12 protein-coding genes, 1 tRNA gene and 1 pseudogene are annotated in these 12944 nt (G+C 35.7%); 4 read left to right on the top strand and 10 right to left on the bottom strand.

Features of this window, described 5'->3' with window-relative positions:
- Positions 1-4 precede the first annotated feature (4 nt).
- On the top strand, positions 5-394 hold the full coding sequence (locus tag ACO6UW_RS05440; RefSeq protein WP_005070347.1) for a hypothetical protein: 390 nt from the start codon (positions 5-7) through the stop codon (positions 392-394).
- A gap of 42 nt (positions 395-436) precedes the next feature.
- Entirely contained in the window at positions 437-982 is a 546-nt protein-coding gene (locus ACO6UW_RS05435) for a glycoside hydrolase family 108 protein (RefSeq protein WP_005070345.1), read from the top strand.
- 136 nt (positions 983-1118) lie between these two features.
- Here ACO6UW_RS05435 and ACO6UW_RS05430 read toward each other — a convergent pair whose 3' ends face one another.
- Complete coding sequence (locus tag ACO6UW_RS05430) at positions 1119-1535, bottom strand: hypothetical protein (RefSeq protein WP_005070343.1); 417 nt, start codon at positions 1533-1535, stop codon at positions 1119-1121.
- A 441-nt stretch (positions 1536-1976) separates the two neighbouring features.
- Here ACO6UW_RS05430 and ACO6UW_RS05425 point away from each other — a divergent pair, with 441 nt between their 5' ends.
- Positions 1977-3140: a zinc-dependent alcohol dehydrogenase gene (locus ACO6UW_RS05425; RefSeq protein ID WP_002045824.1), complete on the top strand. Its 1164-nt coding sequence runs from the start codon at positions 1977-1979 to the stop codon at positions 3138-3140.
- Between the two features lie 118 nt (positions 3141-3258).
- On the opposite strand, the pseudogene ACO6UW_RS05420 reads toward ACO6UW_RS05425, so the two are convergent.
- The 6 genes and pseudogenes from ACO6UW_RS05420 to ACO6UW_RS05395 all read right to left on the bottom strand — a co-directional run bounded on the left by ACO6UW_RS05420 (position 3259) and on the right by ACO6UW_RS05395 (position 8986).
- Positions 3259-4024 (bottom strand): annotated as a pseudogene (locus tag ACO6UW_RS05420) (IS5-like element ISAba31 family transposase).
- Between the two features lie 77 nt (positions 4025-4101).
- Positions 4102-5400 carry a Y-family DNA polymerase gene (locus tag ACO6UW_RS05415; protein WP_262521159.1) on the bottom strand — a complete coding sequence of 433 codons (1299 nt, stop codon included), beginning with the start codon at positions 5398-5400 and terminating at the stop codon, positions 4102-4104.
- Positions 5397-5897, bottom strand: coding sequence for a LexA family protein (locus ACO6UW_RS05410; RefSeq protein ID WP_119048213.1), 501 nt, complete (start codon positions 5895-5897; stop codon positions 5397-5399). The genes ACO6UW_RS05415 and ACO6UW_RS05410 overlap by 4 nt, the downstream gene beginning before the upstream one ends.
- Before the next feature lie 141 nt (positions 5898-6038).
- Positions 6039-6674 carry an SOS response-associated peptidase family protein gene (locus ACO6UW_RS05405; RefSeq protein ID WP_119048214.1) on the bottom strand — a complete coding sequence of 212 codons (636 nt, stop codon included), beginning with the start codon at positions 6672-6674 and terminating at the stop codon, positions 6039-6041.
- A gap of 255 nt (positions 6675-6929) precedes the next feature.
- Positions 6930-7006: transfer RNA gene (locus ACO6UW_RS05400), tRNA-Ile, on the bottom strand.
- 1095 nt (positions 7007-8101) lie between these two features.
- Positions 8102-8986 carry a LysR family transcriptional regulator gene (locus ACO6UW_RS05395; protein WP_057062674.1) on the bottom strand — a complete coding sequence of 295 codons (885 nt, stop codon included), beginning with the start codon at positions 8984-8986 and terminating at the stop codon, positions 8102-8104.
- Positions 8987-9075: 89 nt separating this feature from the next.
- On the opposite strand from ACO6UW_RS05395, the gene ACO6UW_RS05390 reads away from it, so the two are divergent.
- Positions 9076-9513: a PACE efflux transporter gene (locus ACO6UW_RS05390; RefSeq protein WP_057062675.1), complete on the top strand. Its 438-nt coding sequence runs from the start codon at positions 9076-9078 to the stop codon at positions 9511-9513.
- Between the two features lie 59 nt (positions 9514-9572).
- On the opposite strand, the gene ACO6UW_RS05385 is transcribed toward ACO6UW_RS05390, so the two are convergent.
- From ACO6UW_RS05385 to ACO6UW_RS05375, 3 genes are all read right to left on the bottom strand, one after another.
- On the bottom strand, positions 9573-10988 hold the full coding sequence (locus tag ACO6UW_RS05385; protein ID WP_032034789.1) for a purine-cytosine permease family protein: 1416 nt from the start codon (positions 10986-10988) through the stop codon (positions 9573-9575).
- Between the two features lie 241 nt (positions 10989-11229).
- Positions 11230-11694 (bottom strand): hypothetical protein, encoded by a 465-nt coding sequence (locus ACO6UW_RS05380; RefSeq protein ID WP_014206549.1) that lies wholly within the window; start codon positions 11692-11694, stop codon positions 11230-11232.
- A 236-nt stretch (positions 11695-11930) separates the two neighbouring features.
- A complete protein-coding gene (locus ACO6UW_RS05375; RefSeq protein ID WP_017482307.1) occupies positions 11931-12860 on the bottom strand; it encodes a DMT family transporter in 930 nt (309 codons plus the stop codon).
- Positions 12861-12944: the final 84 nt, after the last annotated feature.

Genomic DNA, 12944 nt, shown 5'->3' with positions numbered 1-12944 from the left:
GGCTATGGAGCCACTTTCAACAAGCAGTATTACTGCATTTTTAAAGTTTTATGGTGCGGCAATTGCTGTCACCTTAGCAATTTCATTAGTTGCTGCCGTCGTTTTAATGACACGAATGCCAAGGTCTCCTCAAGAATGGGCCGTGGGTTTGATTTGCACCGTTGTTTCCAGTTTATGTGGCGGTTCATTCATTATCGTGAAATGGGGCTTGCATGAGTGGGTCACTGATATCTGGGGAATGATTGCTATAGGTGGTTTTTTCTTCATTTGTGGTTTGCCCGGTTGGGCCATTGTGCGATGGACCTTTAATTTCATCGACAAGCAAGAAGGGAAAACGATTGTTGAAGTGATTAAAGAGTTTAAGAAAGCCAAAAACGATATTTCAAACAGTTAATGCCGCCTTCGGGCGGTTTTTTTACATCTGAAGGAAACCGAAATGAATATTGAACAATATCTTGATGAGTTAATTAAACGCGAAGGCGGGTATGTAAATAATCCCGCAGATCGGGGTGGTGCAACCAAATACGGTATTACTCAATCTGTAGCTCGTGAAAACGGCTATAGAGGCAATATGAAAGATTTACCTCTTGATGTGGCCAAAGTAATTTATCGGAAACAGTACTGGATAGAACCACGTTTTGATCAGGTGAATACTCTTAGCTCTGCTGTAGCTGAAGAACTTTTAGATACTGGTGTGAACTGTGGTATCAACTTTGCAAAACCACTTTTACAGCGTGCTTTGAACTTGCTTAACAACCAAGGTAAAGCTGGGTACGCCGATTTGAAGGTTGATGGTGTTTATGGTTCTAACACTTTAGGAGCTTTAAAAACCTATCTAGCCAAACGTGGGAAAGAAGGTGAGAAGGTTCTAGTGCGAGTGCTCAACATTATGCAAGGCCAGCGTTACATTGAAATCTGTGAGCGTAATAAAAGCCAAGAGCAGTTTTTCTATGGCTGGATCGCTAATCGGGTTGTTATATGAAAGTCTTTCATTGCAGACGTTCAAAGATAGCTTTGACAATCACAGTGCTGTGCATTCTATTATCAGGATGCACAGCTCATACGATCAATAGCAATGTGAGTGTAGGTATTTGTGTGAAAGCTCTCTGAGGAGGGCTTTATTTGTAATAATCCACATAAAAAATACTTTGAATTTTAGGCTTAAATGGATCTAGTCCACCCCAGTTTTGAAAATCAATAATTTCACTTATATCCAGTGAAAATACTTTACTTAAAGGGTATTTACTTTTCTCTATGAGCAAGAAGGGTGAAATGATTTCATCAAATTGATGGGCTGTAAGATCAATAACATACTCATCATTTTCTAACCAAAAATGATGTTCATTTTCAATATTTGTCCCTTTCATGAGTTTAAAATCATTTATGCCTTCTTGTTGAAGAATTATTAATAGTAAGCTACTTGCTTCCTCACAAAAGTTTCTGGGAAAAACTTGCCATATCATTGGAGATTTTAGATGGTCTTCAAAAAACTTAAGAGCAGAGCTCGTTATCTGGTGCACCTTTTCGTATTGCATTTAATTTTTAATCCTTTTAAACAACAGTTCCTAGGATTGGAATCATCTGAGGCCCAGTCATCCGAGCCTTACTAATAATCTCGACGAGTTCATCATAAGTTAAATTTAAAAAATCTTCTTTTTAATTAGTTTATTAATGTATTCCAGTGATTGGTATTTTGGTAGGAAGATAAAACTATTCTAAATCTTCATCCGTTACGTAAATATAAGGTACAAAATAAGGAACCTCTCAACAGACCCTAATCATTTACTCGATTTTTGACATATTTTGTAGTGAATTACGCAAGTACTATATAAGTTTATTTTTTAAACACTCGGCTTCCTTATTTCATACATTAATTTACAGCTCTAGGTCAGGTTATAAGGCTCTAATAAAAAGGCTTTTTAATAATCAGCAGCCTTATTTGAGACTATTTATGTTGAACTAGAGAGGAAATCCGCATGCGTGCTCTTACCTATCATGGTGCTCGGGATGTACGAGTTGAATCTGTTCCAGATCCAGTGATTCAGGAACCAGATGACGTTATTTTAAGGGTGACAGCCACTGCCATCTGTGGCTCAGACCTACATCTATACCGGGGTAAAATCCCCGCCACTGAAGACGGTGATATTTTCGGCCATGAATTTATGGGAGTTGTAGAAGAAGTCGGCCCTGCAGTGACAGAAGTCAAAAAAGGTGACCGGGTGATCATTCCCTTTGTCATTGCATGCGGTCACTGTTTTTTCTGTGAACATGAACTGATGGCTGCCTGTGAAAATACCAATACGGGTCGTGGTGCAATTCTCAATAAAAAACAGATTCCACCAGGAGCGGCCTTGTTTGGCTTTAGCCACCTGTATGGTGGTGTTCCGGGTGGTCAGGCTGAATATGTGCGGATTCCCAAAGGCAATGTCGGACCGTTTAAGGTTCCTGGCTCCTTGCCTGATGAAAAAGTATTATTCCTGACCGATATTCTGCCAACAGCCTGGCAGGCAGTAACCAATGCTCAAGTCACCCGTGGTTCTACAGTGGCAATTTATGGTGCTGGTCCAGTCGGTCTGTTATCTGCAGCTTGTGCACGGATGCTCGGTGCCGAACAGATCTTCATGGTCGACCATCACCCTTATCGCTTGCGATTTGCTCATCAAACCTATGGGGTCATTCCGGTCAACTTTGATGAAGTCGATGCAGCTGAATTTATTATTCAAAATACAGCAGGTTATCGTGGTGTTGATGCAGTTATTGATGCCGTTGGTTTCGAAGCCAAAGGGAGTGTTCTGGAAACAGTAATGACCAACCTGAAATTAGAAGGTTCGAGTGGTTCAGCACTAAGACAATGTATTGCAGCAGTCCGACGCGGCGGTGTGGTGAGTGTACCTGGGGTTTATGCAGGTCCAATTCATGGCTTCCTGTTTGGTGATGCCTTTGACAAAGGTTTAACTTTTAAAATGGGACAAACCCATGTGCATAAATACTTGCCGCAGTTACTCGAACATATCGAAAATGGAGATCTGTCTCCGGATGTGATTATTACCCATCGCATGAAACTGGAAGATGCTGCGGAAGGTTACCGTATTTTTGATAAAAAGGAAGAAGACTGTCGTAAAGTCATTCTAACGCCGTAAATTTACTTAAAGAATAAAAAGTGCCTTCTAGGCGCTTTTTATTCTTTAAACAAGACAGATCAAATCACCTGTTTTTATTTTTCAATTTTCTTCATCAAAAACTAGGGTCTGTTAATACTTACTGTTCATAATTAACCCTATAAAGGTAGCCATAAAAATATACAGGCTAAAGCAACAGAACTTTGATAATTTCTTTTGAGCTTGTCATATCGAGTAGCTATTCCTCTAAATTGCTTTAATCTACAAAACATATTTTCAACTAAATGCCTGATTTTATATAAATACCAGTCCATATGGTCATTGTTCGATTGGCTATTCGTTTTCTTTGGTATATTCGCTTTAGTCCCTGTTTTCCTGATCTGTTCACGCAGTGGTTCTAAATCATAGCCTTTATCTGCGCATACCACTTTTGTCTCTTTTAAATCTAATGTTGATATTAAATCAGGCGCAACTTTAACATCATGTGTGGTTCCATCGGTAATCATGAAATCAATAGGATTGCCATGTGCATCAACAATCAAATGTATTTTTGAGGAGTTTCCTCCTACACTTTTAGAAATAGATTGATTCGCTATGCCGGCAGAATGTTGATGAGCACGTACATGAGAGCTATCAATAAAAATCCACTCCATATCGGGGCATGAGGCTATTAATTTGAATAATCTAAGTAACTTACCGCTGCTTGACCAACGATTAAAACGTTTGAAAATAGAGTTTGAATGACCAAAACAAGAAGGAATATCTCGCCACGAACAGCCTGTTCTAATTCTATAGAGAATAGCTTCAATAAAATTGCGTAAATTTGAGTTGTGGTGAATGGATAAATTACGCAGAATAACTTTCAACTTTTGCCAGTGTTGATCTGTCAGCATGGTACGAGGCATAGCGAATAGTAAAATTGGGTTTGGTGATTTGATTTTACTACTTCGCTATTTTTTTAAGCGAAAAGTGTCAACACACCCTAGTTATTAATAGTCAACAGTTCGTCCCACAAAAAAGGATTTCTGCTTAATTTATCCCGTGACATAGACCAGTTGCGACCTGGCACATAACACGTACTTATACCGAGTTTTTTCTTTCCAAATTTTGTATGTACGTTATCTAGTGTTTTCATCAATTGTTCTTTCTTATCTATAATCTCAAAGTCGGTTAAAAGATCATATGTATGTCCAGACTTGGGCTCTAAACCTGTTAGTATGACGCCGCATTTTTTATACTTAATACCTTCCTTAAATATATCTGCGACCATCTTAACTGCTGCTTTTACGAAATCTAATGCACAATCTGTTGGCTGTGAAAATGAGCCAGTTATTGACTTATTATAGAACGGCGCACTTTCATCAAAGGGACTTGATTGAACAAATACAAGTAGACAACCGCAAAGGGACTCCTCATCACGCAGCCGTTTGCAAGCTTCTTGTGCGTGCATGGCTATTGCTTCTTTCAAATCAGAGAGTTCAGTAACTTTTGTGCCAAATGAACAAGACTTTATTATTTGTTTTTTTGAGGGTGGGGTATCTTCAATTTCAATGCATGAGATGCCCTGCAATTCATTAATCGTTCTAGACATTACAATAGAAAACTGTCGTTGCATTTCGCGTGCTTCCGTACAAGCTAGGTCTAATACTGTTTTAACCCCCATTGTGTGTAATTTCTTTGCATGCTTACGACCGACACCCCACACTTCACTTACATCGATCTGGTCAAAATAATATTCTTTATTGCAAGGATCCATATTGACGAGGTCGCAAACACCTTTAAAACCTTGATTTTTCTTAGCTATATGATTTGATATCTTTGCTTCCGTCTTGCTGCGACCAATCCCTACGCACACGGGCAAACCAATCCATTTCCATATCTTTGCCCGCATATCGTGAGCAACTTTTTCTAAATCAAAATTTTTTTCATAAGCAGAGAAATCAACGAAGCATTCATCTATTGAATACGGTTCAATTTCATCTTCAGTAACGTATGAGCCTAATATTTTGTGAAAGCGCCGTGACATCTCCGCATAAAGAGCATAGTTGCTTGAAAGTACGATTACATTATGCTGCTGAACAATGTCTTTTATTTGAAAAAGAGGCACACCCATCCGGATTCCAAGTGCTTTAGCTTCATTTGAGCGTGCAACAGCACAGCCATCGTTATTTGAGAGCACGATGGTACTTTTACCATTCAAACTTGGATTAAAGACTCTCTCACATGACACATACATGTTATTTACATCAATGAGAAAGAAGACTTTATTCTCATGTCTCATGATTTTTTTCTTGTATTTTTTAAAATATAAGTAACAACACCCCAAATTAATAATTCTTGCCCATCCTTGAGATGTATATCTTCATAATCTGGATTTTCAGCCTTAAGCCAGTACTCATCTCCATCTATTATTAAACGTTTAACAGTGAAATCATTATCTATAAGAGCAACAACAATATCGTTGTGTTTAGCATCAAGGCTACGGTCGACAATTAGTTCGTCATCAATATCAATGCCTGCATTTAGCATTGATAAAGAGGCCACTCTGACAATAAATGTTGCGGTCTCATTCTTAATTAAGTGCTCATTCATATCGAGTGATCGATCAATGTAATCTTGAGCAGGTGAGGGAAAGCCGGCAGATACCTTTTCAATAGCTAATGGTATTGATAAATGCGTTGATGGAGTAACTAATTTTATTGAGGCGACATCAGTCAAAGCATTGCCAAGATTGAGATGTGGCTTTATTTCAATAATAAAAGGTTCGATAGTGCTCATAGTTACTCCTTGATTTTGTTACATAATCAAGATGATATGCTAGAGCTTGCTTAAAATTCAAATTTAAAAAGTTGTGGATAAATAATAACTAGTCGTAACTTGTCGCGTTGTACGATGCATTTGGTCGGAAAATCAACGGTGCTAATTTGCACTTTTTTTGGGTTTTGGGAAGTAGTCTGCAGTAAATTCGCCGCTCGGCATTTCAAAGAAAAATTGATCAGCATCTTCTTTTTTACAGTTCAGCCAATCTTCTCGATATTCTTCAGGGATTACAATAATCGATCGTTTCTCATCTTCTGGTTTATGAAACTGGTTCATAAAGGGATGTTTGTCTGCATTAATAGTCAGCATCGACATAGATCTAATTTGTTGTCCGTCAATTATTGTAGATTCATAAATGGCAGCCACAGTGAATGGCATGCCATCCTCACGATAAATTCCCCAACGTTCTGCTTTCCCATCGACATATTTTGGTTCATAAATCTTATCTACAGGTATTAACGCAAATTGGCTTTTAGCCCATGCATGTCTAAAACTATGTCGTGTAGAAACTGTTTCAGTTCTAGCATTATATGTATAGCGAGAATATTTAAGGTCATGCTTCCATTTTGGGATTAAGCCGAACTTAACAGATCTCCATTCTATATTTCCATTGTTACTAAAAATAAGAGGGCAGTCATATCCGGGATAAATATCATTTTTATATTCAAATGTCGGTTCGAGTAAATCTAGTAGATGTACTCGGTCTTTTGATATTGGTTCATAGTTTGCGCACATATTTTTTTAACCTTTATTATTATTCCATTTAAATCTATTTTACTAATTTTTGTCTGGCTAAAAAATTTAAATTCTTTGATGTTTTGTTGTCGATTAGAAGTAGATAAAGTGGGGTGAGATAAGTTAACTTTTTTGTCTGAAAATTGCACTTCTCGAAAGAAATTAAGAAATTAAAAAGATGCTTACATATTGCTTACATGGGAGTAGGTATTAAAAAACCACTTAGGGTAAATACACCTAAGTGGTTGTTTTATATGGTGGGCCCACACAGACTTGAACTGTGGACCAACGGATTATGAGTCCGCTGCTCTAACCAACTGAGCTATAGGCCCTATAAGTCAGAAAAGCTTTTAATCTCAATGCTTTTCAGTGCGTGCAATACTAATCAATTTTTTAATTAAACACAAGTCATTTTCTGAAGTAGACGCAAACTAAACCCAAAAATATTGTGTCTTATTGGTTAATATTTCAAGCGATAGTGATTCTAGCTTATGTGTACTTCAAGAGTAAAGTGGGAGAAGTTATTTATCGATCAATTAGAATTTATTCCAACAATCTATTGTGACGATGACTTAATTGTATTTGTAGTTTGAGACATTAATTTATATAAAATAAATTTTGTTTAAAATATAAGCATGAATTGTAGATATGCTGTTTGTGTTGTGAAATTATAGAATTAGAAAAAACTTATTTAAGATAAATATAAATGGTGATTAAAAATATTATATATTTTAATTAAGCTTTAGATATATGGTAGATTACCTTTTTAATTATATATTTCGAAAATAATAGTTACAATAATTCTCTTAATAATATTCTAGCCTATGTGTAGTAAAAAATATAGACTATTAGGCCAAATTACTGAAGAAAATAGTATTATTAATTTTTAGATTAGCTTGAAATTTAAACTCAACTTAAAAAAGTAAACATTAACATATAAAGTTAGCAACTTTAATAATGAAATATAAAAGTAACGAAAAACAGATTCAATTTTTTTGATGCAAATAAATTTAATTAAAATATAATACTTTTTCCTAAGGTGTTCGTTGTATTTTTCTAAAAAAGCTCTAAAGGACGGTAATAGAAATTTTTATCATTAAAATACCTTTCCGTCTTTAAAGTATTTTCTATATGAAACCTAAATTGTGATTGTCTTCACAACAATACAAATGTTTGTATCTTATAAACTTTATTCTTGACTAAAACACTTGGTTTTAATAAAGTATAAGTGTATTTTTTACAGAACAAAATATTATTGCTTAATCCTGGAATACAACAAGAGGCCTACTTTCTAAGTAGGCTTTTTGTTTTTAGTATTATTTAGAGATATGGTACAGAGTAATAAGCTTAAGCTTTAAATAAACTAGATGTAACAAGAATCAAAATTATAAAAAATCCTTAGACTTTCAGAACTAACCTATAAAGTTTTATAAATTTTCTTGAATAATTTGAATTAACTCTCTAGCTGCTTTAGGTAAAGGGCGGTCTTGGAGCCAAATTAAATAAATAGATAAGGGGAGATGATTTTTCGTATTTTTAAAATCTAAAAGGACTAAGTGACCTTGATCAATTTTATCTTGTACTAGTGATAACGGAAAATTTCCCCAACCAAGTCCAGCTTCAACCATATTAATTGCTGTTTGTAGACTATTAGTTTTCCAGTACATTGCACCAATAATTGAACGGGGATCTTTCATTTCATGTTCACTACTCGCCACAACAATTTGTCTAATATTGATTAATTCCTCTATAGAAAACCGTTTTGTTCTATCTTGTAGAAGAGCGTGGTTAGAAGAAATCGTAGCCGCTACTGTTTCAGTCATTACCAATTGTAGATTCTCGCGCATTTTTATATTGAGGTCTGAACCCGCTAAGCAAAGACTGATTTGCTCCGTATAAAGTAAATTAACAATGTCGTCTTGGGGAGCAGTAATCACTTCTATGTTCAGTAAAGGGAATTTATCGGCTAGTTTCTTTATTGAATGGAATAATAATTTTGTATTTACATCGGAAACAACGCCAATACGCAATTTACTTTCAAGTCCTAAGGAAAGTTCATGTGCATGATTGCTAAATAGCCTAAGTTGTTCAGAAATAATTCGTGCTTGAGGTTCCAAGGCTAATGCTGTAGCGGTAGGAATGACCTTTCGAGGTGTCCTTTCAAATAATATATAACCCAATTCTGCTTCTAAATTAGCAACGGCCATACTTACTGCTGATGGGACTCGATTTAGTTTACGAGCAGCCGCAGAGAAAGAACCCGTATCGAGTACAGTTATGAAAAGTTCAATATTTTCACTGTTAAAATTCATTTTGATATCAGTTGAACTGAAAGCTATTAACTTTATATATGATTTTGACTGAAATTAAAATATAAGGAATTAAGCAGAGTTTAGTGATTATGCAAGGTATAAAGCGTCGAATTGTATATGTATCTTCTTACGAAGTAATCGGAATGATTATTTCATCAGTAGGGTTAGCGATTTTGGCAGGTGATAGTGTTGAACATACAGGACCACTCTCTGTCATGATTACGACCATCGCCGTAACTTGGAATTTTATCTACAATATTTTATATGAGAAATGGGAAGCCAGACAAACCAGTAACGTCCGTACAGTTAAGCGTAGAGTGGAGCATGCTATTGGGTTCCAACTTACCTTAGTCTTGTTTTTGATTCCTCTTATTTCGTGGTGGATGGATATTTCTCTGGTTGCTGCTTTTTGGTTAGATGTGGCCTTTATTATCATTATTCCTATCTATACTTTTATATTTAATTGGAGTTTTGATAAGTTATTTGGATTGCCTATCTCGGCACAGGCTAAAGCACTATCAGAATAACCGTAAAATTATTTTATAAGCTATCAAGGTGATCGACTTTGATAGCTTATCTAGTTTCATTATTTGATTTGATCAATCACTAATTGTTTTGAAAACTTGAGTTGAGCTTTCTTGGCGAAAATGTAGTAAATCAATGCAGTAGAGATAAGTCCTACAAGCCATGATAAATCGATTCCTCCTAACATTGCCGCAATTTGACCCGTATAGAATTTACTATCAATAAATGGTAGTTGAATCAAAATACCTAGAAAGTAGCAGGTAATTCCAATCCGATTCCAACGGCCATACTTGCCATTTGGATCATAGAGTGCATCTACATCACATTCTTCTTTAGAGATAAAGTAGTAATCAACAAGATTAATAGCACTCCACGGAATAAAAAAGGTAAGCAAAAACAAAATAAATGCTTTAAAGGCGCTTAAAAAAGTATGTTCACCTATAATTGCAATAAAGGTTGAGACTACAACCATAGCAAGAACAATGAGTAATCTTGTTATTTTTGAGATTTGATTTGTCGATTTGAAACTATTCCAAATCGTAGCAATACACATAAAACTGCCATAGGCATTTAAGGTCGTTAGAGTAACTTTCCCAAAAGCGATACTAAAATATAGAAAGGTTACGACAAGGGCAATTGGGTTCATACCCACAACATATTGAACTTCATTTCCGACAAAATTGCCGTTTGCAACCTGAGCGATTAAAACGCCTAAGCTCATAGAAATTTGTGAGCCAATTAAAGAACCTAAGCCGACAGCCCAAAAAACACGAGATGAAGATGTTTTAGTTGGAAGATATCGAGAATAATCTGCAACATAGGGACCAAAAGAGATTTGCCAAGAAGCAGAAAGGGAAACTGCTAACAAGAATGAAGACCAGCTGAAATGACGTACTGCTAAGAGTTCAGAAAAATCAGAAAGTGCGAAGATCTGAGTCAAAATAATCACAAAAGCAATCAAACCAATAATACTGGCTACTTTGCCTACCAAATGGATTAAACGGTATCCAATCGTTGCGAATAAAATGATTAAACTTGCATAAATTAAGATACCAGTTGTATTGCTGACATGTGCCAAATGTGCAATTGCTTTACCCGCTAATACCTCTCCAGTTGCGGTAAAACCAATATACATAAGGCAAACGAGTATGATTGGAATACAAGCGCCATAAACCCCAAATTGCACACGGCTTGAAATCATTTGAGGGAGACCAAGTTTAGGACCTTGGGCAGCATGCAGTGCCATGACGGCAGCACCAAAACATTGTCCTACTAATAAGCCGATAATAGACCAAAAAACATCTCCGCCTAACACAACGGCTAGCGCGCCTGTCACAATGGCTGTGATTTGTAAGTTAGCACCAAACCATAGGGTGAATTGAGCAAATACTCCGCCATGTCTTTCATTTTCAGGAATAAAATCAATACTTCGGTTTTCTATAAAACTACTATTAGGTTTCCCAGCCGATGAGTCCATTTCACTCTCCTTATCCTTTAAGAGCCATCCTATTCTTATTTATTCATATTTGTATAAGCAAATATAAACATGTATATACAAGTAATTTTAAGAAGAATCAAATATTTTTGAAGTATTGGACGTTAAAATTGAGTTAAATAATTCATAGATAAGTAGAAAAAGTATTTGACTGATTTTATTTTTTAAAAGTTAAATGATAAAAAAATAATATATGAAAAAGCCCTCTGCAGAGGGCTCTATTTTATGCGTTTGCGTCTAAAACAAGTTGGAAATAAGTGGGAAGTTCAGAAAATTGTACCAGTTGGGTCTTATCTTCTTGCTTAAAATAATACTGATAATTTGGAGTGTCTAAATGGTTATCTAGATATTGGGTTGCATCTGTAAACTGTGCTTTTGCAATCGGCTTATCTTTCTTGCATTTAATAATAACAGGATTTACGGAGTTTAATTTTACAGGAACGCCATTTTCAAATTTAGCAGTTTCAATCAATAAGGAAATTTTGAAATCTCCGAAGGTTACACAGAAGTGGCCTCCATTTTCAGTCTTAATTTCTCTGTCAGAGAAAAGATCTTTAAATAAATTCTTAAGGGATTCTCTATGTTTATCTAAGGCAACTTGAAATTCATGATCTCGTTGCTCGATCTTTTCTTGCTCTTCTTGTAGCAATTTGGCTTGCTTTTCAATTGTTGTAAAATCCAGCTTCATTTTAATATCTCCTTTGGTTGTTTTAAAACTATATATGGCAATCTTTTATTAAGTTTTAAAGAAACATACAGTATTTGTTACAACGGAATAATTAAGATGAGCTTTTGTATAAACTATCACAAATGTAAAAAAAAATTGAAAATATAAGAATTTAAAGAAATTATTGAGGAATAATTTTTATATTTGAAAATGCTGCTACATATTAAGGATAAATTTTTAATGTAGCAGCACATTTCTTATTTTGTACAAGGTTTTGCTATAAGTGCAGTGCTTTTAATTTTAAAAAATCCTCCGCTACTCATTACACCAAGCATCACTAAAACTGTTCCTACTAACTGCCAGATATTGAGGGCTTGTCCAGTAAGTAGAGCAATTATCATACTGAACACTGGCACAAAGTTAAAAAAGACAGAAGCACGACCAGCACCTAACTTTTGTATACCATTAAACCAGAATAGATAAGCAATCATGGTAGAGCAGATAACAACATATCCCATGGCTAAGTGCGCATTTATAGGGGCAGATGCAATTGCTGTAAGAGGATCTTCAAATATCACGCTCAACAAACCAAGTGTTATTGCCCCGAACAGCATAGAAAAAGTTGTTGTTTCTAGCGGAGTCGCATTTTTTACATAACGGCGAGACAGTACATTTGCAAGACAAAATCCAAATGCGCCTAATAATATAAATAGATCTCCAATGTCTATTTTGAGGTGCAGCAAAGTCGTTATATGTCCCTGACTAATCACCAGTAACACACCACTTAAGCCAAATAAAACGCCTAAGAACTTATTAGTGGTAAGTTTTTCTCCATCTAAAAGGATTGTCATTAATAGAGTCATTAATGGCGTGGTTGCCATAATCAAAGCACCGTTAACAGCTGATGTGGTTTGAAGTCCATAAAAACAGCCGATGTTGAAACCCGCAATTCCGATAATACCAATAATCAAATAGATTACTAGATTCTGTCTTAAGGCTGCCCATCTAAGCTGGCCTGTTATTGAAAAGATTAAGAGTAAGCCTAGACTTGCAATAAAAAAACGTTCAGACGCAGCAGATAACGGGGGCATATGTTGAATAATATAAGACATTGCATTAAATGCTGATCCCCAAAAAAACATCGTTAAGACAACACCAGCATAGGCATAAGCCACCGTTCTGTTCATGGACAGGCTCCCATTATGAAAGGTTTTATTCTCGACAAATCTATAAAGGTGTACAATTCCATATTAATACACTTCTAATGTGAA

It is taken from the genome of Acinetobacter sp. JADD-222, assembly GCF_049310645.1.
This window is presented reverse-complemented; position numbering and strand designations above follow the sequence as displayed.

Coding starts and splice junctions, on each gene's coding strand:
- ACO6UW_RS05430 (WP_005070343.1), bottom strand. CDS start 1,535: ATGCAATACGAAAAGGTGCACCAGATAACGAGCTCTGCTCTTAAGTTT.
- ACO6UW_RS05385 (WP_032034789.1), bottom strand. CDS start 10,988: ATGGACTCATCGGCTGGGAAACCTAATAGTAGTTTTATAGAAAACCGA.
- ACO6UW_RS05410 (WP_119048213.1), bottom strand. CDS start 5,897: ATGAGCACTATCGAACCTTTTATTATTGAAATAAAGCCACATCTCAAT.
- ACO6UW_RS05380 (WP_014206549.1), bottom strand. CDS start 11,694: ATGAAGCTGGATTTTACAACAATTGAAAAGCAAGCCAAATTGCTACAA.
- ACO6UW_RS05440 (WP_005070347.1), top strand. CDS start 5: ATGGAGCCACTTTCAACAAGCAGTATTACTGCATTTTTAAAGTTTTAT.
- ACO6UW_RS05390 (WP_057062675.1), top strand. CDS start 9,076: ATGCAAGGTATAAAGCGTCGAATTGTATATGTATCTTCTTACGAAGTA.
- ACO6UW_RS05375 (WP_017482307.1), bottom strand. CDS start 12,860: ATGAACAGAACGGTGGCTTATGCCTATGCTGGTGTTGTCTTAACGATG.
- ACO6UW_RS05405 (WP_119048214.1), bottom strand. CDS start 6,674: ATGTGCGCAAACTATGAACCAATATCAAAAGACCGAGTACATCTACTA.
- ACO6UW_RS05425 (WP_002045824.1), top strand. CDS start 1,977: ATGCGTGCTCTTACCTATCATGGTGCTCGGGATGTACGAGTTGAATCT.
- ACO6UW_RS05415 (WP_262521159.1), bottom strand. CDS start 5,400: ATGAGACATGAGAATAAAGTCTTCTTTCTCATTGATGTAAATAACATG.
- ACO6UW_RS05395 (WP_057062674.1), bottom strand. CDS start 8,986: ATGAATTTTAACAGTGAAAATATTGAACTTTTCATAACTGTACTCGAT.
- ACO6UW_RS05435 (WP_005070345.1), top strand. CDS start 437: ATGAATATTGAACAATATCTTGATGAGTTAATTAAACGCGAAGGCGGG.